The 20,408-nt window shown below is 44.8% G+C and carries 18 protein-coding genes; 14 read left to right on the forward strand and 4 right to left on the reverse strand.

Going from position 1 to position 20,408, the window contains the following annotated elements; genetic code table 11:
* The 6 genes from ubiE to tatC all read left to right on the forward strand — a co-directional run bounded on the left by ubiE (position 1) and on the right by tatC (position 4,738).
* Complete coding sequence (gene ubiE / locus MSG35_RS19175) at positions 1 to 780, forward strand: bifunctional demethylmenaquinone methyltransferase/2-methoxy-6-polyprenyl-1,4-benzoquinol methylase UbiE (protein ID WP_026012235.1); 780 nt, start codon at positions 1 to 3, stop codon at positions 778 to 780.
* A gap of 98 nt (positions 781 to 878) precedes the next feature.
* Positions 879 to 1,484 (forward strand): SCP2 domain-containing protein, encoded by a 606-nt coding sequence (locus MSG35_RS19180; protein ID WP_017063051.1) that lies wholly within the window; start codon positions 879 to 881, stop codon positions 1,482 to 1,484.
* On the forward strand, positions 1,481 to 3,115 hold the full coding sequence (gene ubiB, locus MSG35_RS19185; protein WP_248384778.1) for a ubiquinone biosynthesis regulatory protein kinase UbiB: 1,635 nt from the start codon (positions 1,481 to 1,483) through the stop codon (positions 3,113 to 3,115). The genes MSG35_RS19180 and ubiB overlap by 4 nt, the downstream gene beginning before the upstream one ends.
* Before the next feature lie 53 nt (positions 3,116 to 3,168).
* Positions 3,169 to 3,423: a Sec-independent protein translocase subunit TatA gene (tatA, locus tag MSG35_RS19190; protein ID WP_017060154.1), complete on the forward strand. Its 255-nt coding sequence runs from the start codon at positions 3,169 to 3,171 to the stop codon at positions 3,421 to 3,423.
* Positions 3,424 to 3,426: 3 nt separating this feature from the next.
* The gene (gene tatB, locus MSG35_RS19195; protein ID WP_048612432.1) at positions 3,427 to 3,834 is read left to right on the forward strand and encodes a Sec-independent protein translocase protein TatB; all 408 of its coding nucleotides are present in this window, start codon (positions 3,427 to 3,429) and stop codon (positions 3,832 to 3,834) included.
* Between the two features lie 148 nt (positions 3,835 to 3,982).
* Entirely contained in the window at positions 3,983 to 4,738 is a 756-nt protein-coding gene (gene tatC, locus MSG35_RS19200; protein ID WP_248384779.1) for a twin-arginine translocase subunit TatC, read from the forward strand.
* A 288-nt stretch (positions 4,739 to 5,026) separates the two neighbouring features.
* Here tatC and MSG35_RS19205 read toward each other — a convergent pair whose 3' ends face one another.
* Entirely contained in the window at positions 5,027 to 5,788 is a 762-nt protein-coding gene (locus tag MSG35_RS19205) for a TatD family hydrolase (protein WP_248384780.1), read from the reverse strand.
* Positions 5,789 to 5,996: 208 nt separating this feature from the next.
* On the opposite strand from MSG35_RS19205, the gene hemB reads away from it, so the two are divergent.
* The 3 genes from hemB (at position 5,997) to polA (ending at position 11,028) form a co-directional block, all read left to right on the forward strand.
* Positions 5,997 to 7,040: a porphobilinogen synthase gene (hemB, locus tag MSG35_RS19210; RefSeq protein WP_017060158.1), complete on the forward strand. Its 1,044-nt coding sequence runs from the start codon at positions 5,997 to 5,999 to the stop codon at positions 7,038 to 7,040.
* A 75-nt stretch (positions 7,041 to 7,115) separates the two neighbouring features.
* A complete protein-coding gene (locus tag MSG35_RS19215; protein WP_248384781.1) occupies positions 7,116 to 7,550 on the forward strand; it encodes a GNAT family N-acetyltransferase in 435 nt (144 codons plus the stop codon).
* A gap of 679 nt (positions 7,551 to 8,229) precedes the next feature.
* The gene (gene polA, locus MSG35_RS19220; RefSeq protein WP_248384782.1) at positions 8,230 to 11,028 is read left to right on the forward strand and encodes a DNA polymerase I; all 2,799 of its coding nucleotides are present in this window, start codon (positions 8,230 to 8,232) and stop codon (positions 11,026 to 11,028) included.
* A 507-nt stretch (positions 11,029 to 11,535) separates the two neighbouring features.
* On the opposite strand, the gene MSG35_RS19225 is transcribed toward polA, so the two are convergent.
* Both MSG35_RS19225 and yihA read right to left on the reverse strand, forming a co-directional pair.
* A complete protein-coding gene (locus tag MSG35_RS19225; RefSeq protein ID WP_248368857.1) occupies positions 11,536 to 12,135 on the reverse strand; it encodes a GTP-binding protein in 600 nt (199 codons plus the stop codon).
* 218 nt (positions 12,136 to 12,353) lie between these two features.
* Entirely contained in the window at positions 12,354 to 13,013 is a 660-nt protein-coding gene (yihA, locus tag MSG35_RS19230; RefSeq protein WP_017060162.1) for a ribosome biogenesis GTP-binding protein YihA/YsxC, read from the reverse strand.
* A 148-nt stretch (positions 13,014 to 13,161) separates the two neighbouring features.
* Between yihA and MSG35_RS19235 the strand changes: the two genes are divergently transcribed.
* The 5 genes from MSG35_RS19235 (at position 13,162) to hemN (ending at position 17,702) form a co-directional block, all read left to right on the forward strand.
* The gene (locus MSG35_RS19235) at positions 13,162 to 13,779 is read left to right on the forward strand and encodes a c-type cytochrome (protein WP_012602993.1); all 618 of its coding nucleotides are present in this window, start codon (positions 13,162 to 13,164) and stop codon (positions 13,777 to 13,779) included.
* 557 nt (positions 13,780 to 14,336) lie between these two features.
* Entirely contained in the window at positions 14,337 to 14,975 is a 639-nt protein-coding gene (locus tag MSG35_RS19240; RefSeq protein WP_019826511.1) for a class I SAM-dependent methyltransferase, read from the forward strand.
* On the forward strand, positions 14,975 to 15,532 hold the full coding sequence (gene yihI / locus MSG35_RS19245; protein WP_017060163.1) for a Der GTPase-activating protein YihI: 558 nt from the start codon (positions 14,975 to 14,977) through the stop codon (positions 15,530 to 15,532). Before MSG35_RS19240 ends, yihI begins: the two co-directional genes overlap by 1 nt.
* Positions 15,533 to 15,538: 6 nt before the next feature.
* Positions 15,539 to 16,027: a DUF2489 domain-containing protein gene (locus MSG35_RS19250; protein ID WP_017060164.1), complete on the forward strand. Its 489-nt coding sequence runs from the start codon at positions 15,539 to 15,541 to the stop codon at positions 16,025 to 16,027.
* A 283-nt stretch (positions 16,028 to 16,310) separates the two neighbouring features.
* On the forward strand, positions 16,311 to 17,702 hold the full coding sequence (hemN, locus tag MSG35_RS19255) for an oxygen-independent coproporphyrinogen III oxidase (RefSeq protein WP_050648426.1): 1,392 nt from the start codon (positions 16,311 to 16,313) through the stop codon (positions 17,700 to 17,702).
* Between the two features lie 83 nt (positions 17,703 to 17,785).
* Here hemN and MSG35_RS19260 read toward each other — a convergent pair whose 3' ends face one another.
* Complete coding sequence (locus MSG35_RS19260) at positions 17,786 to 20,368, reverse strand: GGDEF and EAL domain-containing protein (protein WP_248384783.1); 2,583 nt, start codon at positions 20,366 to 20,368, stop codon at positions 17,786 to 17,788.
* Between the last annotated feature and the right edge of the window lie 40 nt (positions 20,369 to 20,408).

Below are 20,408 nucleotides of genomic sequence, written 5' to 3' on the forward strand. Positions count from 1 at the left end.
ATTATGGACACAAGCGTGCAGACAAATTCAGCAGTAGAGTCAGAAACCACACACTTTGGTTTCGAAACAGTCGCAAAAGACGAAAAAGTCGCGAAAGTAGCAGAGGTATTTCACTCTGTAGCCGCTAAATACGACATCATGAATGACTTAATGTCGGGTGGTGTTCACCGCTTGTGGAAGCGATTCACGATTGATTGCAGTGGCGTTCGCCCGGGTCAACGTATCCTAGACCTTGGTGGTGGTACCGGTGACCTGACTGCGAAGTTCTCGCGTATCGTTGGTGAAAAAGGCCACGTGGTTCTTGCTGATATTAACAACTCAATGCTGAATGTTGGCCGTGATAAGCTACGTGATAGCGGTATTGTTGGCAACGTACATTACGTTCAAGCAAACGCTGAAGAGCTGCCTTTCCCAGACAACTACTTCGATTGCATTACCATTAGCTTCTGTCTGCGTAATGTCACCGATAAAGACCAAGCGCTACGTTCAATGTACCGTGTGCTTAAGCCGGGTGGTCGTCTGTTGGTTCTTGAGTTTTCTAAGCCAGTACTTGAGCCGCTATCAAAGGTTTACGATGCCTACTCTTTCCACCTGTTGCCAAAAATGGGTGAGCTGATTGCTAACGATGCAGACAGCTATCGTTACCTTGCAGAATCTATCCGCATGCACCCTAACCAAGAAACCTTGGAAGGCATGATGCAGGAAGCGGGTTTCGAGAATACTAAATACTTCAACCTAACGGGCGGCATTGTTGCGCTGCACCGCGGTTACAAGTTCTAGTCGAACTTGGTAGCAGGCTCTTAGGGCGTGCTAAACAATAAGAATAAAGACAGAACGGATAGGTTAAGGCTTATCCGTTTTCAAAGGTAAGGACAGTCATGCCATTTGATCCATTGGTAACCGCGGTTATTGAAACCTCTTTAAATACTTTCGTGAACGATGATCCAGCCTTGGTTCGTCGTTTGTCTCGTTTAAAGGGGCAGATCATTCAAGTTAATTTGAAAGAGTTGAATAAAACGCTCACTTTTGTTTTCAGCCAACAAATCGATGTGTTGTCGGAATACGAAGGGCAGCCTGATTGCTACCTATCTTTGAACCTATCGGTGTTACCGGAACTGCGTGAGCAATCGAACATCACCAAGCTGATCAAGCAAGATAAGCTGATCTTAGAGGGTGATATTCAACTGGCACAGAAATTTGCTCAGCTGATGACAGACTGCAAGCCTGATTTGGAAGAGTGGTTATCGCGCGTAACGGGTGATGTGGTTGCGCATACCTTGGTGCAAGGCGTTAAAAACGTCGGTGGCTTTGTGGCAAAACAGGCGACTAAGCATCAAAACCATGTTGCTCAAGTTCTGACTGAAGAGTGGAAGATCGCACCTGCACCGTTAGAAGTCGCGCATTTTTGCGACCAAGTTGATGACGTAAAAAGCTCTGCTGCTCGTCTTGAAGCTAAGTTGAACGCTCTGTTGGAGAAAGCATGACCCCAGCAGAACTGAAACGTCTTTATCATATTATCAAAGTACAGTTGGAATTCGGCCTTGATGAGTTGATGCCGGAACACCAACTGACTAAAGCCCCTTTGTTGGCGCGAAAGTCACTGTTTTGGCTCAAGAACAAGCATCAAGATAAAGAGTTGGGTCATCGCTTGCGCCTTGCACTGCAAGAACTTGGCCCAGTGTGGATCAAGTTTGGACAGATGATGTCGACACGTCGTGATCTGTTCCCTCCTCATATCGCCGATCAGTTGGCGTTGTTGCAAGACCAAGTTGCGCCGTTTGATGGACAACTGGCGAAGCAAGATATGGAGAAGGCGCTCGGTGGCAGTTTAGATAACTGGTTTACCGACTTTGATATCGAGCCGCTGGCTTCTGCTTCTATCGCTCAGGTGCATACCGCAAAGCTTAAAGAGAGCGGTCGTGAGATTGTTCTGAAGGTAATTCGACCTGATATTCGCCCGGTGATTGACGCAGATCTAAAACTGATGCACCGAATGGCGCGTATAGTCGCTAAGTCGCTTCCTGAAGCACGTCGTTTGAAACCGGTTGAAGTGGTTCACGAGTACGAGAAAACGTTACTTGATGAATTGGATCTGCGCCGAGAGGCAGCCAATGCCATTCAACTGCGACGTAATTTTGAAGGCAGTGAAGAGCTGTATGTTCCAGAGGTTATCCCTGATCTAAGCAGCGAAACCCTGATGGTGTCAGAGCGTATCTACGGTATTCAAGTCTCCGATATTGAGACGCTAGAAGCCAACGGCACCAACATGAAATTGCTTGCGGAACGCGGTGTGACGGTATTCTTTACCCAAGTATTCCGAGACAGCTTTTTCCATGCAGACATGCACCCGGGCAACGTATTCGTTAACCCAGAGAATCCAGATAACCCTCAGTGGATTGGTTTGGATTGTGGCATTGTCGGCACGCTCAACAGCGAAGACAAGCGTTATTTAGCCGAGAACTTGCTGGCTTTCTTCAATCGAGATTACCGTAAAGTTGCTGAGCTACATGTGGATTCGGGGTGGGTGCCACACGACACTAACGTCAATGATTTTGAGTTCGCGATCCGTATGGTGTGTGAGCCAATTTTTGCAAAACCACTTGGCGAGATCTCATTTGGCCATGTGTTGCTAAACTTATTTAATACAGCAAGACGTTTCAACATGGAGGTTCAGCCTCAGTTGGTACTTCTGCAGAAGACCTTGTTGTATGTGGAAGGCCTAGGTCGTCAGTTGTATCCGCAACTTGATTTGTGGGCAACCGCCAAGCCTTTCCTTGAAACCTGGATGATGAATCAGGTGGGGCCGCAAGCTGTGATCAACGCAGTAAAAGAGCGCGCGCCATTCTGGGCAGAAAAACTGCCAGAGCTGCCAGAGCTACTTTATGACAGCTTGCGCCAAGGTAAAGCGATGAACCACAGAATGGATCAGCTTTATCAAGGCTACCGAGATAGTAAGCGTCAGCAAGCAACTGGAAAGTTTTTGTTTGGCGTTGGAGCCACTTTAGTCGTATGCTCCGCAATATTAGTTTCAAGCCCTTATGAGCAGCTATCTATGGGCTGTGGCATCGCAGGTGTCACATTTTGGTTGCTTAGTTGGCGAGCTTACCGTCGTTAGACAGTAGACTCTCTTAATATTTTTATGTGTAGACAGACCCGAGGACAATGACAATGGGTGGTATCAGTATTTGGCAACTTCTAATCATTGCTGTAATTGTAATTTTGCTATTCGGAACAAAGAAACTGCGCGGTATGGGTGGTGACTTAGGTTCAGCGGTTAAAGGCTTCAAAAAAGCGATGAGCGATGAAGACAAGCCTGCAGATAAGAAAGATGCAGACTTCGAACCAAAGAATATTGAACAGCAGAAGACAGAAGCTCACGCTGAAACAACTGCTGAAACAAAGAAAGACAAAGAGCAGGCGTAAATCGTGTTTGATATCGGTTTTTGGGAACTGGTATTAATATCTGTCGTTGGGTTAGTGGTTTTAGGGCCTGAGCGTTTGCCCGTGGCGATTCGCAGTATTTCCAAGTTTGTTGGACAAGCGAAAAGCATGGCAAACAGTGTGAAAGATGAACTTTCTCATGAGCTTAAGGTGCAAGAGCTGCAAGAAAACCTACGCAAGGCGGAAAAAATGGGTATGGAAGATTTATCTCCAGACCTTAAAGCGTCAGTCGATGAACTCAAGCAGGCCGCTGCTGAGGTTCAACGTCCGTATGCTAAGCCTGAGTCTGATAAGCCAAGTGAGACTAAACCTAGTGTCACGGAAACTGTGGAATCTGAAACCATTCAGGTCAACAGCGAAGCTTCAGCACCGTCAGATAAGAAAGCCGAATAGTCTCGCAAGGAGGAGTCGCCGGATACTTGATTCGCTAGATGTTTAAATAGATAGCTATTCAAGTAAATAACTATTCAAGTGGATACCAATTCAACTGGATAGATACACGCGCGGCTCCTTTTCGATCTTCCTGTTTAAGAGGTTTGACATGTCTTCGACTGAGCAGACACAGCCTTTAATTAGCCACCTTCTAGAACTACGTAATCGCCTACTACGTGCGATTGTCGCGGTGCTAGTGATATTTGTCGGGCTAATTTATTTTGCTAATGATATTTATGAATTCGTATCAGCACCTTTGGTAGATCGTCTACCGGAAGGGGCGACGATGATCGCAACCGATGTTGCATCGCCATTTTTTACACCACTGAAATTAACCTTGATCGCGTCTATATTCCTCGCGGTTCCGTTTATTTTGTATCAGGTGTGGGCTTTTGTTGCTCCGGGTTTATACAAGCATGAAAAACGCTTGATCATGCCGCTATTGGCTTCAAGTTCATTGCTGTTTTACTGTGGTGTGGCGTTCGCTTACTTCATTGTATTCCCGTTAGTATTTGGCTTTTTTACGGCCATATCGTTAGGGGGAGTAGAGTTCGCAACCGACATCTCAAGCTATCTTGATTTTGTACTCGCGCTGTTCTTTGCTTTTGGTATTGCCTTTGAAGTGCCAGTTGCGATTATCTTGTTGTGTTGGACAGGTGCAACAACGCCTAAATCTCTGTCTGAAAAGCGTCCTTACATTGTTGTGGGTGCTTTCATCATCGGTATGATGCTGACACCACCAGATATGATCTCGCAAACACTGTTGGCGATTCCAATGTGTATTCTGTTTGAGATTGGTCTGTTCTTCGCACGTTTTTATACGCGTAAGCCAGATGCGGATGAAGAGGAAGAAGCTGAATCTTGATTCGGAATGCTTCAGTAAAAATCACATAATAAAAAAGCGGCCTAGAGCCGCTTTTTTATTATGTCTGTTTATCGAATCTTTAACTGATAGCCACAGTTCTGACATATATAGAGCTCTTTGATGCCCAAAATTTTATGCCATAGGGTTCGATGTTGACGTTGTAAGTGTTGTGAATGGTCACACATAATCAACTACCTCCATATGCAGGCGGTTGATACTATACATGTCACTTAGCTTTCTCAAATAAATTCAGGAAAAATCCGTAATAATTACTTATTAATAGATTTATCATAAATTAAACAATGTCTTAGCATTTGTGGTGGTTATGTTTTCGACTTCTTCAAGGGTAATTCCGCGTAATTCGGCGATGCGTTTTGCTACTAATTCTGTGTAGGCTGGTTCATTGCGTTTACCGCGATTCGGTGTTGGTGCCAAGTATGGGCAATCTGTCTCTAGGATGACGTAATCCATATCGAGATGTGGGATCACCTTGTCCATCCCTGAATTCTTAAAGGTCGAAACGCCGCCTAAACCTAAATGAAAGCCTAGCTCGTTGATCGCTTGAGCTTCCTCTAAGCTGCTACCAAAGCAGTGGAATACCCCGCGTAAGCTGCCATCTTGTTCTTTACGAAGTAGGGCAAGTGTCTCTTCAATGGAATCACGAGTATGGATCACCACAGGTAGATCAAGCTCTTTTGCCCACTGCAGTTGAGTCACAAACGCCATCTCTTGTTCAGCCTTGAAGGTTTTATCCCAGTACAAGTCGATACCAATCTCACCCACGGCGATAAAGTCATGCTTATCAAACCAAGCTCGAATGGTTTTTAGGGTTTGCTCGATATTCGCATCCACATAACAAGGGTGTAAGCCCATCATTGAACGGCACACATCAGGAAACTGAGCTTCCGTCGCTAACATTGGCTCGATAGATTCTAAATCGATGTTCGGCAATAGAATGGTATCAATCCCTTGAGTCAGTGCACGCTGCACAACTTGTTCGCGGTCTTCATCGAATTCACTAGCGTAAATATGAGCATGGGTGTCGATCATTGTTTTGTCCTGAAAGCGGTCTTTACTGAGTTGTCATGAGTATACGGCAGTGTGAGGAGAAGGTCATTTTTTGCCATTTATCCCTATTTTTGAGTGGGTTTCATATTTTACTGCTAGCGTCCTGAGCCATCAGTGATATGCTTTTGCCTGTATTTAGCACTTTTCATATCTAAGTATTTCGGTGCTTAGACTAGGCAAGGAGAATCTAGTGTCTGTTTCAATTCAAGGTCAATTCCCAGGTCGCCGTATGCGCCGTATGCGTAAGCACGACTTTAGCCGTCGCCTAATGGCAGAAAATCAATTGTCTGTGGATGATCTAATCTACCCAATGTTTATCCTGATGGGTAAAGACCGCCGCGAGCCTGTCGAGTCAATGCCAGGTGTTGAACGCTTGTCGATCGATTACATGCTCGAGGAAGCAGATTACCTGTCAAAGCTGGGTGTTCCTGCGATTGCTCTATTTCCAGTCGTGAACCAAGACGCTAAAAGTTTATGCGCAGCTGAAGCTCATAACTCAGAAGGTTTGGTGCAGCGCGCTGTACGTTTACTAAAAGAGCATGTGCCAAACATTGGCGTTATTACTGACGTAGCACTAGACCCGTTCACCACTCACGGCCAAGACGGCATCATCGATGAAGATGGTTACGTGATGAATGACGAGACGACTGAAGTGTTGATCAAGCAAGCATTATCACACGCTGAAGCAGGTGCTGACGTGGTTGCACCGTCAGATATGATGGATGGTCGCATTGGTAAGATCCGTGAAGCGTTAGAAGAAGCAGGTCATATTCATACTCAAATTATGGCGTACTCCGCGAAATACGCATCGTGCTACTACGGTCCATTCCGCGATGCAGTCGGCAGTGCTTCGAACCTGAAAGGTGGTAACAAGAAGAACTACCAGATGGATCCAGCCAACAGCGATGAAGCGATTCACGAAGTCGCGATGGATCTTAATGAAGGTGCGGACATGGTGATGGTTAAGCCTGGCATGCCTTACCTAGATATCGTGCGCCGTGTGAAGCATGAACTTCAAGCGCCGACATTTGCCTACCAAGTGTCTGGTGAGTATGCGATGCACAAAGCAGCGATCCAAAACGGTTGGCTTAAAGAGCGTGAAACCGTCATGGAATCACTGCTGTGCTTTAAGCGCGCTGGTGCTGATGGCATTCTTACTTACTTCGCTAAAGATGTGGCTGAGTGGCTTGCAGAAGACAATGCACAAGCCGCAGAGCACTTAAAAGAAAAGTAATCGGTAGAGTTCACTTAAGTGATCAGTAAAGGGTTGGCCATTGTGCCAGCCCTTTCGTTTATAAGGATGAATAAGATGTCAGTTGTCGTACGTGAAGGTTCTTTAGAAGAAGTGGTGTCTGTGGTTGAGCAGATCTCTGAGTTCGCTAAAAAAGAGAGTGTCGCTTCTCTGTCAGAGCGGCTGGCAGGGAAAAAGAACCTTATCTTAGTGGCTGAAGAAGCTGGCGTGTTGCTTGGCTTTAAGATCGGCTATGAATTGGATCAAGATACTTTTTACAGCTGGTTTGGTGGCGTGTCACCGCTCGCGAGGAACAAAGGCGTTGCACAGGCGCAATTAGACGTTCAGGAACAGTGGGCGAAAGAGCAGGGCTACAGACAGTTAAAGGTTAAGTCTCGTAACCAGTTCCCTGCAATGTTGCGCCTGTTATTGAGAAACGGTTACCTAATCGAAAGATTTGAAGAAAAAGAAGACATTAATGAGCATAGAATTCATTTTTTGAAGCAAATTTAAGCACTGCTGTTAACGGTTTATAAATTAAATGAGATTTATTATCATTTAAGTGTTGACTATTAAATGAGAATCATTATTATTAACTTCGTCTTAGGGAATGAGGAAATGTTCACAAGGATGTTAAGTACTCAAGTATCTACTTGGTTACCCAACAGAATTCTCGCGAACTTGTACTAAGTTCTTTTTGACACGACATTGCTCACATTGCTTCCAGTGTAATTTATAGCTTTTAGGTAAAGCTGTGGTATTCAATTTGAATGGCTTTACTGGTTTTTGCTAGGCGACATCTTCGGGTGTCGCTTTTTTTATACCTACTATTTCAACAAGATGCATATTTAGTGGCACGTGTTTTTATGAATAAAACGCCATCAGCATTCTTTTCCACAACGCAAGATCGAGAAAAGATCGTTGATCATCTGTTCGATCTGTAAAATTATTCTTTATTTTCAATTGTTTATTGGTGTTTTTTGAGTTGTTCACCGTAGTTCTCAACAGGGTGGATAAATAATATAAACAGAGTTATCCACAGAACGCTTGCGTCTAAGAACAAAAAATAACAACAAATCGATTATAACGAACACAACCGAGTGAACGGATACAGATCGACAACGTGGAATCCAACCAACAGACGTGGCATTCTTAACAGATAATTTCTGTACTTACTGGATACACAAACATTATGGCTCGTATTCCTGATAATCCATTGATTCTGATCGATGGCTCTTCTTACCTATATCGCGCGTTCCATGCTTACCCTGGCACAATGAGCAATGGTGATATCCCAACTAACGCTGTTTACGGTGTAGTTAACATGCTGCGCAGCATGATGCGTCAATTTGCTTCTGATCGTATTGCGGTAATTTTTGATGCGAAAGGAAAGACGTTCCGTGATGACATGTACCCAGAGTACAAGGCAAATCGTCCACCTATGCCTGATGATCTTCGTTGCCAGATTGAGCCTTTGCACAATGTGATTCGTGCAATGGGTTTGCCACTTATCTCTATTCCCGGCGTTGAAGCGGATGACGTGATCGGTACGCTTGCTTCTCAAGCTTCTGCGATGGGTATGCCTGTGCTTATTAGTACTGGCGATAAAGATATGGCGCAGCTTGTCGATGATAACGTTACTCTGATTAACACCATGACCAACGTGGTAATGGATCGTGAAGGCGTGATTGAGAAGTTTGGCATCCCACCAGAGCTGATTATCGACTACCTTGCGCTGATGGGCGATAAAGTCGATAACATCCCTGGTGTTCCGGGTGTCGGTGACAAGACAGCGACCGCTCTGCTGCAAGGCATTGGTAGCATCGAAAAACTGTACCAAAACCTGGATGATATTGCCGCTCTTGGCTTCCGTGGTTCAAAAACCATGGCTAAGAAGCTGATTGATAATAAAGACAACGCTGAGATGTCTTACGAGCTTGCAACGATCAAACTGGATGTTGAGCTTGAAGAGACGCCTGAGTCATTAGTAAAAGCCCAACCAAACACGGATGAGCTGATTAAGCTATACGGTCAACTGGTCTTCAAGTCTTGGTTGAACGAGCTACTTGAAGGTGGCAGTGGTGTGGTTGAGGCGGATGAAAAGTCGGGCGCAGTGCGTAGCAATACGGCATCAACCACTTCTACCGTAGAAATGAACACCTCTGCCGTGACGATTGATCGCAGCAACTACGAAACTATCCTCGATGAAGCGTCATTCAATGTTTGGCTAGAGAAACTGAAAGCGGCTGAAGTGTTTGCTTTCGATACTGAGACAGACAACCTAGATTACATGGTGGCGAACCTCGTTGGCCTGTCATTCGCGACTGAAGAAGGCGTTGCCGCTTACGTGCCGGTTGCTCATGATTACCTAGATGCACCGCAGCAGTTGGATCGTGATTGGGTACTTGAACAGCTTAAGTCGATTCTTGAAGATGATGCACAAGCGAAAGTCGGTCAGAACCTGAAGTACGATATGAGTGTGCTAGCGCGCTACGGTATCGAGATGAAAGGCATCAAACACGACACCATGTTGGCGTCTTACGTTTTCAATAGCGTAGGTGGCAAGCATGATATGGACAGCCTAGCGCTGCGTTTCCTTCAGCACAGCTGCATCTCATTTGAGCAAATCGCAGGTAAAGGTAAGAAACAGCTTACTTTCAACCAGATTGAGCTGGGTGAAGCGTCTCCATACGCAGCAGAAGATGCTGACGTGACACTACGTCTTCATAACCGTTTGATGGAAAACATTGAACAAGATGAAAAGCTAAAAGCCATCTATGAAGAAATCGAAGTACCACTGATCCCTGTAATGTCTCGCATTGAACGTACCGGCGTATTCATCGATGACATGTTGCTGGGCGCTCAATCGCAAGAGATTGCGGTTCGTCTGGATGAGCTAGAACAGAAAGCCTACGAGATTGCTGAGCAAGAGTTCAACATGAACTCGCCAAAACAGCTGCAAGCGATCCTGTTTGAAAAAATGGGTCTGCCTGTTATCAAGAAAACGCCATCAGGTGCACCTTCAACCAACGAAGAAGTGCTGCAAGAGTTGGCTCTTGATTACCCGCTACCTAAGCTGATCATTGAGTATCGTGGCCTTGCGAAACTGAAGTCTACCTACACAGATAAACTGCCGAAGATGATCAACGCTGAAACGGGTCGTGTTCATACGTCTTATCACCAAGCGGTGACAGCAACGGGTCGTTTGTCTTCAACAGATCCAAACCTACAGAACATCCCAATTCGTAATGAAGAAGGTCGTCGTATCCGCCAAGCATTCGTTGCACAACATGGTTGGAAGATTCTAGCGGTCGATTACTCTCAAATTGAATTGCGTATCATGGCGCACCTATCGGGTGATAAAGCGCTTCTGGAAGCATTCCAACAAGGCAAAGATATCCACGCGGCAACGGCTGCTGAGATCATTGGTGTTGATATTGAGCAGGTAACGACTGAGCAGCGTCGTCGTGCTAAAGCCGTTAACTTCGGTCTGATCTACGGTATGAGTGCCTTTGGCTTGGCTAAGCAACTGGGTATTCCTCGTGGCGAAGCACAGCACTACATGGATACTTACTTCGAGCGTTACCCTGGCGTAATGCAGTATATGGAAGACACACGCAGCGCTGCTTCAGAGCAAGGCTTCGTTGAAACCATTTACGGTCGTCGTCTGCACCTTCCTGAGATTCAATCTCGTAATGGCATGCGTCGTAAGGCTGCTGAACGCGCGGCGATCAACGCGCCAATGCAAGGCACGGCAGCAGACATCATTAAGAAAGCGATGTTGTTGGTGGATGAGTGGATTCAAGCGGAAGGCGATGGTCGTGTGAAACTGCTTATGCAGGTACACGATGAATTGGTGTTTGAAGTGGAAGAGTCATCTTTAGCCGAAATTGAAAGTAAAGTACAACAATTGATGGAATCCGCTGCAGAGCTAGAAGTGCCGCTTGTCGCGGAAGCTGGCCACGGTGACAACTGGGATCAAGCCCACTAATCAGTTTTTGACCTTAATAAGCAAATTAGTATGAGCCAGTGCACAAACACTGGCTTTTTTTTGTCTCAAATAAAGTTAAGTCGCAATAAGAATTTAGGTGTTTTAATAAAACATTCATGAAAAAAAACTACAAAAGTTGTTTTCATTTCTGAGCAATTGTTGTACATTAAATCTCGTAGGGTACAGAGGTAAGATGTTCTATCTTTCAGACCTTTTGTTTCACGTTATTGGATTAGGCTGATTCAGCCGCCCCAGTCAGTATTTGACTGGGGCGTTTTTTCTTGTGCGAAAGAAAAATATTTCCAACCTACCATTCCCCCGTAAAACCTCTCATTTTTAGCGCCTTTTATTACACTTTCTCAAGCACAGTGATAAACCCCTGATTTGCCTTAGATCTGGAATTCGATCAGCGTTTGGTAATTTAAATCCGTCTCTAAGTCGATTGTTTTATCACTTGAAATAACTTTTATTTTACAAGTTATCGATAAAGGATTGATGACTCACGCCTTATTTATCAGTGTATTGAGTCGGTGAATGCTCAATGTAATCCATGATTTTCTGTTGTTTCTCGGTGCTGTATTTCAGTGCTTCGGCGGTGATCTGGATGGATTGCGCCATCGAAGAGATATTGTTGGTCGCTTTTACCAAGGTTTGCTGCATGGGTTTCAGGATAAGCAGATAGATAGCGGTCAAAGCGATAATAATCACACCGATAACGGCTGCCAGCGCAATGATGATCTTGGTCTGAATGTCATCCAAAAGCACTTGGCTGGTTTGTTTAAAGGCGAGTCGAGATTGGTCTAAGGCCTGTGGCAGTTGATTGAGGGATGTCTTGGTGGAGCTCGCAAGCTTATTGATGCTTTCAACGGTTTGATTGAGGGCTTGTTGCTGGTCGTCGCTTAGATTGGGGTTGTTGACTATCGCCTGCAAAGATTGCGATATCACCTCAAGAGACTCACTCGCATCTTGGGCGTACTTTTCCATGCCATCTAGGTCTAATGTCATATCGACATTGATCAGTGGGGCTTGTTCTTGTTCTGCTTCAGAGGCAAACCCTGTCAGTGAGACCAACATAAGTGCAATGATGGCCAATGGTGTTTTCCACATGAGTATTCCTTTCTCATTGTTCTGATTATTTAGATGTGTCTTTTAGTATGGTTCACTTCTATTGGTTTTAGTGGCTAAATCCGATCTTTAACACTAAAAACTTAGGCTTAACTCACTAATTTTTGGGCAAAAAAATACCCCACCTATATAAGGAGGGGCATTGATAAGGCTAAATCACCTGTTGTAAGTGCTCTAACCTGTAGCGATAAGTAGAGGAACTACTCTGAGTCGTTATGCTCTTCGTCCGCTAACTCATCAATGATTTGATCAGCAAGCGCTGGAGCAAACCACTCATCCATCTTGGCACGCAGTTGGTCTACGCCGATGCCCTTCATTGAAGAGAACACATCAACCGCAACATCACCACCGAAAGATTTTGCATCGTTACGGATTTTCAGTAGCTGTGCTTTACGCGCACCACTTTTCAGTTTGTCTGCTTTTGTTAACAAAACCTGTACTGGGATGCGGCTATCGATAGCCCAGTAGATCATTTGTTGGTCAAGGTCTTTCATTGGGTGACGGATATCCATCAATACCACTAAACCTTTCAGGCTTTCACGTCGTTGTAGGTATTCACCTAGCGACTTCTGCCATTTTTTCTTCATCTCAAGAGGTACTTGAGCAAAGCCATATCCAGGTAAATCGACGATATGACAACCGTCCGTTACCTTAAATAGGTTGATTAGCTGAGTTCGACCGGGTGTTTTACTGGTTTTCGCCAAGCTTTTTTGGTTTGTAACGCGATTTAGCGCGCTAGATTTACCAGCATTGGAGCGTCCTGCAAACGCAATTTCGATCCCTTCGTCTTCTGGTAAATGACGAATATCAGGTGCACTGGTAATGAAATGCGTGTTTTGATAATGAATTTTTACGCTCACTGTTAACTCCATCTCGACTTTGTGTAGTCGATTGATTACTTTTTTGTGAATTTGTGTAAAATAACCGTGCTCGGCATAAGGTCGCCTATTGTACCATGAGTGGCAACATAGAGTGGTACTGGAAGCTTGATAATTATAATGGAATGTCATGAAGAAATTAGCGCTAATTTTGAGTCTTTTAGCCAGCTGCTCAGTATGGGCTCAAGGTAGTATTGAAGCTGGTAAAGCCAAATCACAAACATGTGTTGCCTGCCACGGTGCTGACGGCAACAGTCTGATCACTCAGTACCCTAAGCTGGCCGGTCAACATGAGAAGTATCTAGAGAAGCAGTTAAAAGAGCTTAAGCTAGGTATGACAAGTGGTGGTAAGCAAGGTCGTTACGAACCTGTAATGGGTGCAATGGCGATGCCTTTATCTGAAGAAGATATGGCTGACCTAGCGGCATACTACGCCTCTCTACCTATCTCTAGTAACTCTACTCCTGAAAATGTAGTAGATGAAGGTAAGGTTCTTTACACAGCGGGTAACGCAGAACGCGGCGTAACGGCGTGTATTGCTTGTCACGGTCCTCGTGGTAATGGTACCGAACTTTCTGGTTTCCCTAAGATTTCAGGTCAGCACGCAGATTACATCAAGGCTCAACTTGAAAAATTCCGCGATGGTGACCGTAATAACGACATGAATGCGATGATGCGTGATGTAGCCAAAAAGTTAACAGACGCTGATATTGATACCTTATCGAAGTACGTTGGTGGTTTACACTAATTTGTCGGTTCCTTGCTCTTAGCCAGAGCAAAGGGATGTACGTTCGAGCGAGATTGAAGAGACGCCCCGATCAGTAATGGTCGGGGCGTTTTCTTTTGTATTGGTTTTATTAATGCATTTTGTATTTATGTCTGATTTATCAATGTGTGATCGATTTGTGTACAAAAGTGTGAAGTCGCACTCTTGTAGTCTTTTTGTAACACGGTAAAGTAACCGCCATCAGCTAGGAGCTGACTTAGATATGGATGATCATCTAGTCTAACGGTATAGACAGAAACGGATCAGGCTAGGACAGCCCAGCAACAAGGTGTTAGAAAAGGATAGCCAAAACTCATCAGGACGATGAACAACAAACAAATTTGGCATGGAAAGCACCAATAACAAATGGAGATTTGTGTACCAAGTTGAGTATGCAAATTTTGGCCGATATAGGCAGATTTAGAGAGCGATAGGTTTTCCTATCGCTTTTTTTATTGATTTGATGAAAAAACACCCAATACCTCTCCACTATAAACTCAGTTTCTGGTATGTTTCGCATCCCTGTTTAAGGATGTGCTATGTATACTTGTCCCTTATGCCATCACCAAGGCGTGAATCACTATTTTGAAGACAAACGCAGAGCCTATCTGCAGTGTCAGCAATGTGAACTGGTATTTGTTAAACCTGAACAAAGGTTAGAAGCAAAAGAAGAAAAAGCACACTATGATCTCCATGAGAACGATCCTAGTGATGCAGGCTATCGCCGCTTTTTATCTCGCATCGCGGATCCGCTAACAGACAAAATTTCATCTAACTCACAAGGGTTGGATTTTGGTTGTGGCCCAGGCCCTACGCTATCTATTATGTTAGAAGAAGCCGGACACACCATGGAGTTGTACGATATCTATTACCACCCAGAACCCTCTGTGTTGGAAAAAACGTATGACTTTATGACTGCCACGGAGGTGATAGAGCATCTTTATCACCCAGACAAAGTGTGGCAGCAATGGTTGAATTTAGTTAAACCCAAGGGCTGGATTGGTCTTATGACTAAACTAGTAATAGACGTAGACGCGTTTGCTGGTTGGCACTACAAGAATGACCCGACACATGTCGTCTTCTTTAGTCGTCAAACATTCCAGTTTTTGGCAGAGCGGGATAAGCTCGAACTAGAATTTTTTGGAAATGATGTAATTTTACTGAGGAAAGTGCAGTAATGGGTCGTAGTAAGAAATCAAGAAAGCCGGGAGCACTTGGCGCTCCGGAGCCTATGGTTACTCGTAACCGTAGTGAATCTGATGTTGAAGGTCGTGAACGTAAGCGTGTTAAAAAGCGTAAAGGCCTGAAGTCTGGCAGCCGTCACTCAGATGGTAGCGAAGCAAAACAGCGTAAAGCTGCACAAGCTCGTGATCCACGTTTAGGCAGCAAGAAAAAAATTCCGCTGATCGTTGAACCAGCGAAGAAGCCGACGAAACAAGAGCGCAAGCTATCTAACGAACAAGAGTTAGAGATGCTTGAGAATGATGCTCAACTGAACACACTGCTAGATCGTATCGAAAATGGTGAAAACCTAGGTGCTGGTCTACAGAAGTTTGTTGATGAGAAACTTGATCGTATCGAACACCTAATGGGCCGCTTAGGTCTACTAGAGCCAGAAGACGATGAAGAAGAGATCTTCGAAGAAGCACCGGTTGCCTCTAAGAAGAAAGCGAGCTCTGACGAAGACTTGCTATCTCAATTCGAAGATTTCGATTTAGACAGCTTTAAAGGTTAATAGCCAATGAACGTAACCTTATTAGCAATTGCTGGTGGAATTATCATTCTCGGCTTGGGCTCTTACGCAGGTTACCTTCTACTTCAAGTGAAGAAGCAGACGGAGTTGCAAAAGCAGCATCAAGCACTAGCCATTGAAAAACGTAACGCGACGATTTACGAAAACGTAAATACTTTGTGCTTAGCGGGCATTCAAGGGCAATGTGACTTACCTGAGATCAGTATCCGAGTGTGTATCATTATGGATAATGTTCAGGGTGATGAGCGTGTCGATTTTGATTCTGAGTATCCTGCTCTTTCTGAGCTGTACCATATCGTAAAAGATATGGCTCGCGGAGAGGCAAGACAGGAACTGACGAAGAAAGAACGCATGCAGCAGAATCTCACGCGCCATAAGGCAGAGACTCGCTTGAATGATGCGGTCATTGAAGATCTGAAAAGGTTGCAAGAGAAGGTTAAACCTCTCAACAACCAAATCAACATTCAGATGATCTAGTCGCTAAGACTTTTAAAATAGAGGCTTGTTTAATACAGGGTGTTTTTGAGATACCTTATCTTTATAGATAGTGTTAAATGAGCCTTCTTACCTTTTGCGTCTCGTTAATCCCGACGCTTTGTTAGTGATCAAGCTAGCAGTTCTGAGTTTTTGTCTAAAAAATTGATTTTGTCTTGGAACGACCTTACAGGTCGTGTGGCAAAATAACCCGTCTATATTTTAATGTATGTAAAATGATTTGAGAGACCTTAGGTTCTCGCGGATCTAAATTGGAAATACCGCTATGTCGAGCAAGCCAGTAACAACGAATCAGCAAATCGTTTGGGATCAAGAGATCTTAAACAAGTACAACTATTCGGGACCTCGTTACACCTCATACCCAACTGCGTTGGAGTTTCATGAAGCGTTTACCGTCGCTGATTACGACATGGCGTGTACTCAATATCCTGAGCGTCCACTCTCTCTTTACGTGCATATCCCGTTCTGTCACAAGCTTTGTTACTACTGTGGTTGTAATAAAGTCATTACTCGTCACTCGCATAAAGCGGATGAGTATCTTGATGTGATTGAACATGAAATCCGCCAACGCGCCTCTTTATTGAATGGCCGTGAAGTGACGCAATTGCACTTCGGTGGTGGTACGCCAACGTTCTTGACCAAGACACAAATTACTCGCTTAATGATGATTCTACGTGATGAGTTTAACTTCACCGCTGACGCTGAAATCAGTATCGAAGTTGACCCGCGTGAGATTGAGCTAGACGTACTCGACCATCTACGTAACGAAGGCTTTAACCGCCTGAGTATTGGTGTTCAAGACTTCAATAAAGAAGTACAGAAGCTGGTTAACCGTGAGCAAGATGAAGAGTTCATCATTGCAATGGTTCAACGTGCCAAAGAATTAGGCTTCCGCTCAACTAACCTTGATTTGATCTACGGCCTACCAAAGCAGACTCAAGCTTTGTTCGCTGAAACATTGAAGCAAGTGCTAGAGATGAAACCAGGTCGTTTATCGGTATTTAACTACGCACACATGCCTCAGCTGTTTGCTGCGCAGCGTAAGATTAAAGACGAAGACCTACCAGAAGCGAAAGAGAAAATGGCTATCTTACAAGATACCATCGAGACGCTAACGGGGGCGGGTTACCAGTTCATCGGTATGGACCACTTTGCTCTGCCTGAAGACGAGCTAGCGGTAGCACAGCGTGAAGGCATTCTGCATCGTAACTTCCAAGGCTACACCACCCAAGGTGAAGCGGACCTAATTGGTTTCGGTGTTTCTGCTATCTCTATGGTCGGTGATGCTTACGCTCAAAACCAGAAAGAGCTGAAGAAGTACTACGCTCAGGTGAATGACCTGCGCCATGCACTTTGGAAAGGTGTGGCACTAGACAGTGATGACCTTCTGCGTCGTGAAGTGATCAAGCAGCTTATCTGTAACTTTAAGCTTGATAAGACCATGATCGAATCTGAGTTCTCGGTTAACTTTAATCGCTACTTCAAAGAAGATTTAGAGCTTCTACAAACCTTCATCAACGATGATTTGGTTGAAGTCGATGACAAAGAAATCCGCGTTACTCTGCGTGGCCGCTTGCTGATCCGTAACATCTGTATGTGTTTTGATAAATACTTACGTGCAAAGGCTCGCCAGCAGCAATTTTCTCGCGTGATCTAATCGCTCGATAGAGAATAGAACAATAAAAAATGCCAGCATCATGCTGGCATTTTTGTATCTGACTCATTCGATTTCTGCCTGATTTAGGTGAGGCTCTCAGTGGTATTTTGTTTGACCTTGGCACTTTGCTTGGAGTTACTGAGGTCGGTAGGCCATTGATCAAACGGAACTGGGCGACTGTATAAGAACCCTTGAGCAAGCGGGCACTGCAGCTGCTTGAGAAGTTCAGCCTGTTGCTGTGTTTCAACGCCCTCAGCGACCAAGCTTACTTTGAAACCTTTAGTGATGTTAACGATGGCCGCGACGATGGAGCTGTCGAGATTCTCTTTGCTGAGCTTACTAACGAAGCTACGATCGATCTTCAGGCAATCAAATGGCAGTTTTTGCAGATAGGCTAGGGAAGAGTAGCCAGTACCAAAATCATCAATTGCGATTGAGACCCCTAACGCTTTGAGCGTCAGCATGTTATCGATGATGGTCGGATCGTTATCGACGATGCGTGATTCGGTGATCTCTAGTGTCAAGTTGCTTGCTGGCAGTTTGGTGTCTCTTAGCGTGCCTTTTACTTGTTCCACAAAGCCATTTTCGCTTAGCTGATCGACTGATAGATTGACGTGAATCGAGAAGTCTTTACTCCACTTTCCTGACTCAATCGCGATGGCTGTATCTCGACAGGACTTATGCAGAATTTGTTTTCCGATATCGTAAATGAGCCCGCTCTCTTCCGCGAGAGGAATGAACTCGAGCGGCGAGATCACCCCTTCATCGGTTATCCAACGAGCTAAAGCTTCTGCACCTATGGTTGAGCCAGATTCTAGATCAATAATAGGCTGATAAAACGGTTCGAACTGTTGAAGCTCAATTGCTCGGTTCATCCGCGCTAGCATCTTGGTGCGATGTCTCGATGCTTTGCCCATCTCCGGGCTGTAAATGCTGACACTGGTTTTGTCTTGTTTCGCGTTGCTCAATGCAATGCTGCTATTGCGTAGCAGGAGTGTAATGTCGTAGAGATTCGAGACATTCACTATCCCCATCGATACCTTAATCACCACGCTTTCTGATTCCATTGAAAATGGGGAAGCGAAGGTTTGAAGTAAGCGGTTAGTCAGCAGCTGAACATCATCGCTTTGCGTTACGTTTGGTGCGTAAATGGCAAACTCATCACCACCAGTGCGAGCCAACAGGTAGTCGGATGGCAGTGTGCCTCTTAAACGAGCGGCCGCAATGATAAGCAGCTGGTCACCATTGTAATGACCTAGGCTGTCATTGATGTCTCGGAAGCGATCAATACCAATCAAATACAGCGTGCCTTTTTCGTTGTCAGGGTGTTTCTTGGCCGCATCAATAAAGCCTTCACGGCTGTATAGCTTGGTTAATGAGTCATAGGTAAGCTGAGACTGCAAGGCGTGAAACGAGGCCTTTAAGTTGTTGGCCATTTCATTGAACGACTCCACCAACATGCTGGTTTCATAGATATGCCCCGTCTTTGGCATGCTCGTGTCCCAATCGCCTTTAGCAAGGCGTTTGGCTGCATCTGCTGTCGAGGTGATGGGTTGGGTTACGCGATTAAAGGCAACTAACCCTGCAATGACTCCAAGGCAACTCAGTGCTAGCCCGAGCAACCAACTGTTTCTTTGATTTTCTGGTAATTCACCGAGCAGATTACTTTCAGGAATCGACACTCCAATAAACCACGTGAGGCCATGTTCATCTTCGTAAGGGGTGATTTGGTTGAAGTAGCGTTCGTTGTCTAGGCGAAAGCTAAAGCGCTGCTCGCCCAAATTATCGATTAGGTGGAATTGGTCTACGTAACTGGCGCTTTCACGTATTACGGGGTTAGCACTCTCTGTTGCCAGTAAGCGTTGGCCTTTGTTAGTTTTTCCTGTGCCCCATGAGACGACACTGCCTCCACCTGAGTGCGCGACCAAGCGTTGCTGTTTATCGATGATGTAAACAGAGGCATCCGTTCTATCTTTGAGTTTTCTGAGAAACGCATTGAAGGTATTGATCTTGATGTCGCTGACGACGACAGCTTTGAATTCATTATCATCATAGATAGGCGCGAGAGCAGATAAGGTGATTTCTTGGCGTTCGTCAGCATTGGCATAAATTGGTGACCATAACGGTTTTTTCTGTGTCGCAACGGGTGTATACCAAGGACGAATTCTTGGATCGTAACCTGAAATTACCGATCGAATGTCTTCACTAATCTTGCTGCCACGGTAAATGACCAACTGATCATTGGTGCGTTCGTCTTGCACCATCAAGGTGTAGCCTTTGTTGGCTTCTTTTCGGAAACCGACGTAGTTACCATCTTCAGAACCAAAGCCGATCACATCGAGTTGAGGTACAGCAGTGTAATGGTCTGAAAACGTATAAAAAATATAGTCTTGGACCTTGCTGAGATTACCTGCTTGATAAAGGTGGTGGTAGCCGATGTTATGGCTGAGCGAGAGGTTCGCGTGAAATGGCTTTTCTAAAAAATTAGACAGGCTTTGATGAACATTGTCAGTCAGTGATGTTAGTTGGCGTGCACTAACATCACTCACCATCTCTTTGTAGCTTAGCTTTTGAGTGAAAACCATTACGCCCATAGTGAACAGAAAAATCATCACGAATGGCAGAACCACTGCGGTTCTCAAAGTAATTTGTGTTTTCAAAGACATCTTTAGCTACAACTTTGGTGAATAGTGTACTGTAATTGTA

Source organism: Vibrio sp. 1CM23M, from assembly GCF_023161755.1.
GTDB lineage: Bacteria > Pseudomonadota > Gammaproteobacteria > Enterobacterales > Vibrionaceae > Vibrio > Vibrio coralliirubri.

Coding starts and splice junctions, on each gene's coding strand:
- MSG35_RS19180 (WP_017063051.1), top strand. CDS start 879: ATGCCATTTGATCCATTGGTAACCGCGGTTATTGAAACCTCTTTAAAT.
- ubiB (WP_248384778.1), top strand. CDS start 1,481: ATGACCCCAGCAGAACTGAAACGTCTTTATCATATTATCAAAGTACAG.
- tatA (WP_017060154.1), top strand. CDS start 3,169: ATGGGTGGTATCAGTATTTGGCAACTTCTAATCATTGCTGTAATTGTA.
- tatC (WP_248384779.1), top strand. CDS start 3,983: ATGTCTTCGACTGAGCAGACACAGCCTTTAATTAGCCACCTTCTAGAA.
- MSG35_RS19205 (WP_248384780.1), bottom strand. CDS start 5,788: ATGATCGACACCCATGCTCATATTTACGCTAGTGAATTCGATGAAGAC.
- MSG35_RS19215 (WP_248384781.1), top strand. CDS start 7,116: ATGTCAGTTGTCGTACGTGAAGGTTCTTTAGAAGAAGTGGTGTCTGTG.
- polA (WP_248384782.1), top strand. CDS start 8,230: ATGGCTCGTATTCCTGATAATCCATTGATTCTGATCGATGGCTCTTCT.
- MSG35_RS19225 (WP_248368857.1), bottom strand. CDS start 12,135: ATGTGGAAAACACCATTGGCCATCATTGCACTTATGTTGGTCTCACTG.
- MSG35_RS19235 (WP_012602993.1), top strand. CDS start 13,162: ATGAAGAAATTAGCGCTAATTTTGAGTCTTTTAGCCAGCTGCTCAGTA.
- MSG35_RS19240 (WP_019826511.1), top strand. CDS start 14,337: ATGTATACTTGTCCCTTATGCCATCACCAAGGCGTGAATCACTATTTT.
- yihI (WP_017060163.1), top strand. CDS start 14,975: ATGGGTCGTAGTAAGAAATCAAGAAAGCCGGGAGCACTTGGCGCTCCG.
- MSG35_RS19250 (WP_017060164.1), top strand. CDS start 15,539: ATGAACGTAACCTTATTAGCAATTGCTGGTGGAATTATCATTCTCGGC.
- hemN (WP_050648426.1), top strand. CDS start 16,311: ATGTCGAGCAAGCCAGTAACAACGAATCAGCAAATCGTTTGGGATCAA.
- MSG35_RS19260 (WP_248384783.1), bottom strand. CDS start 20,368: ATGTCTTTGAAAACACAAATTACTTTGAGAACCGCAGTGGTTCTGCCA.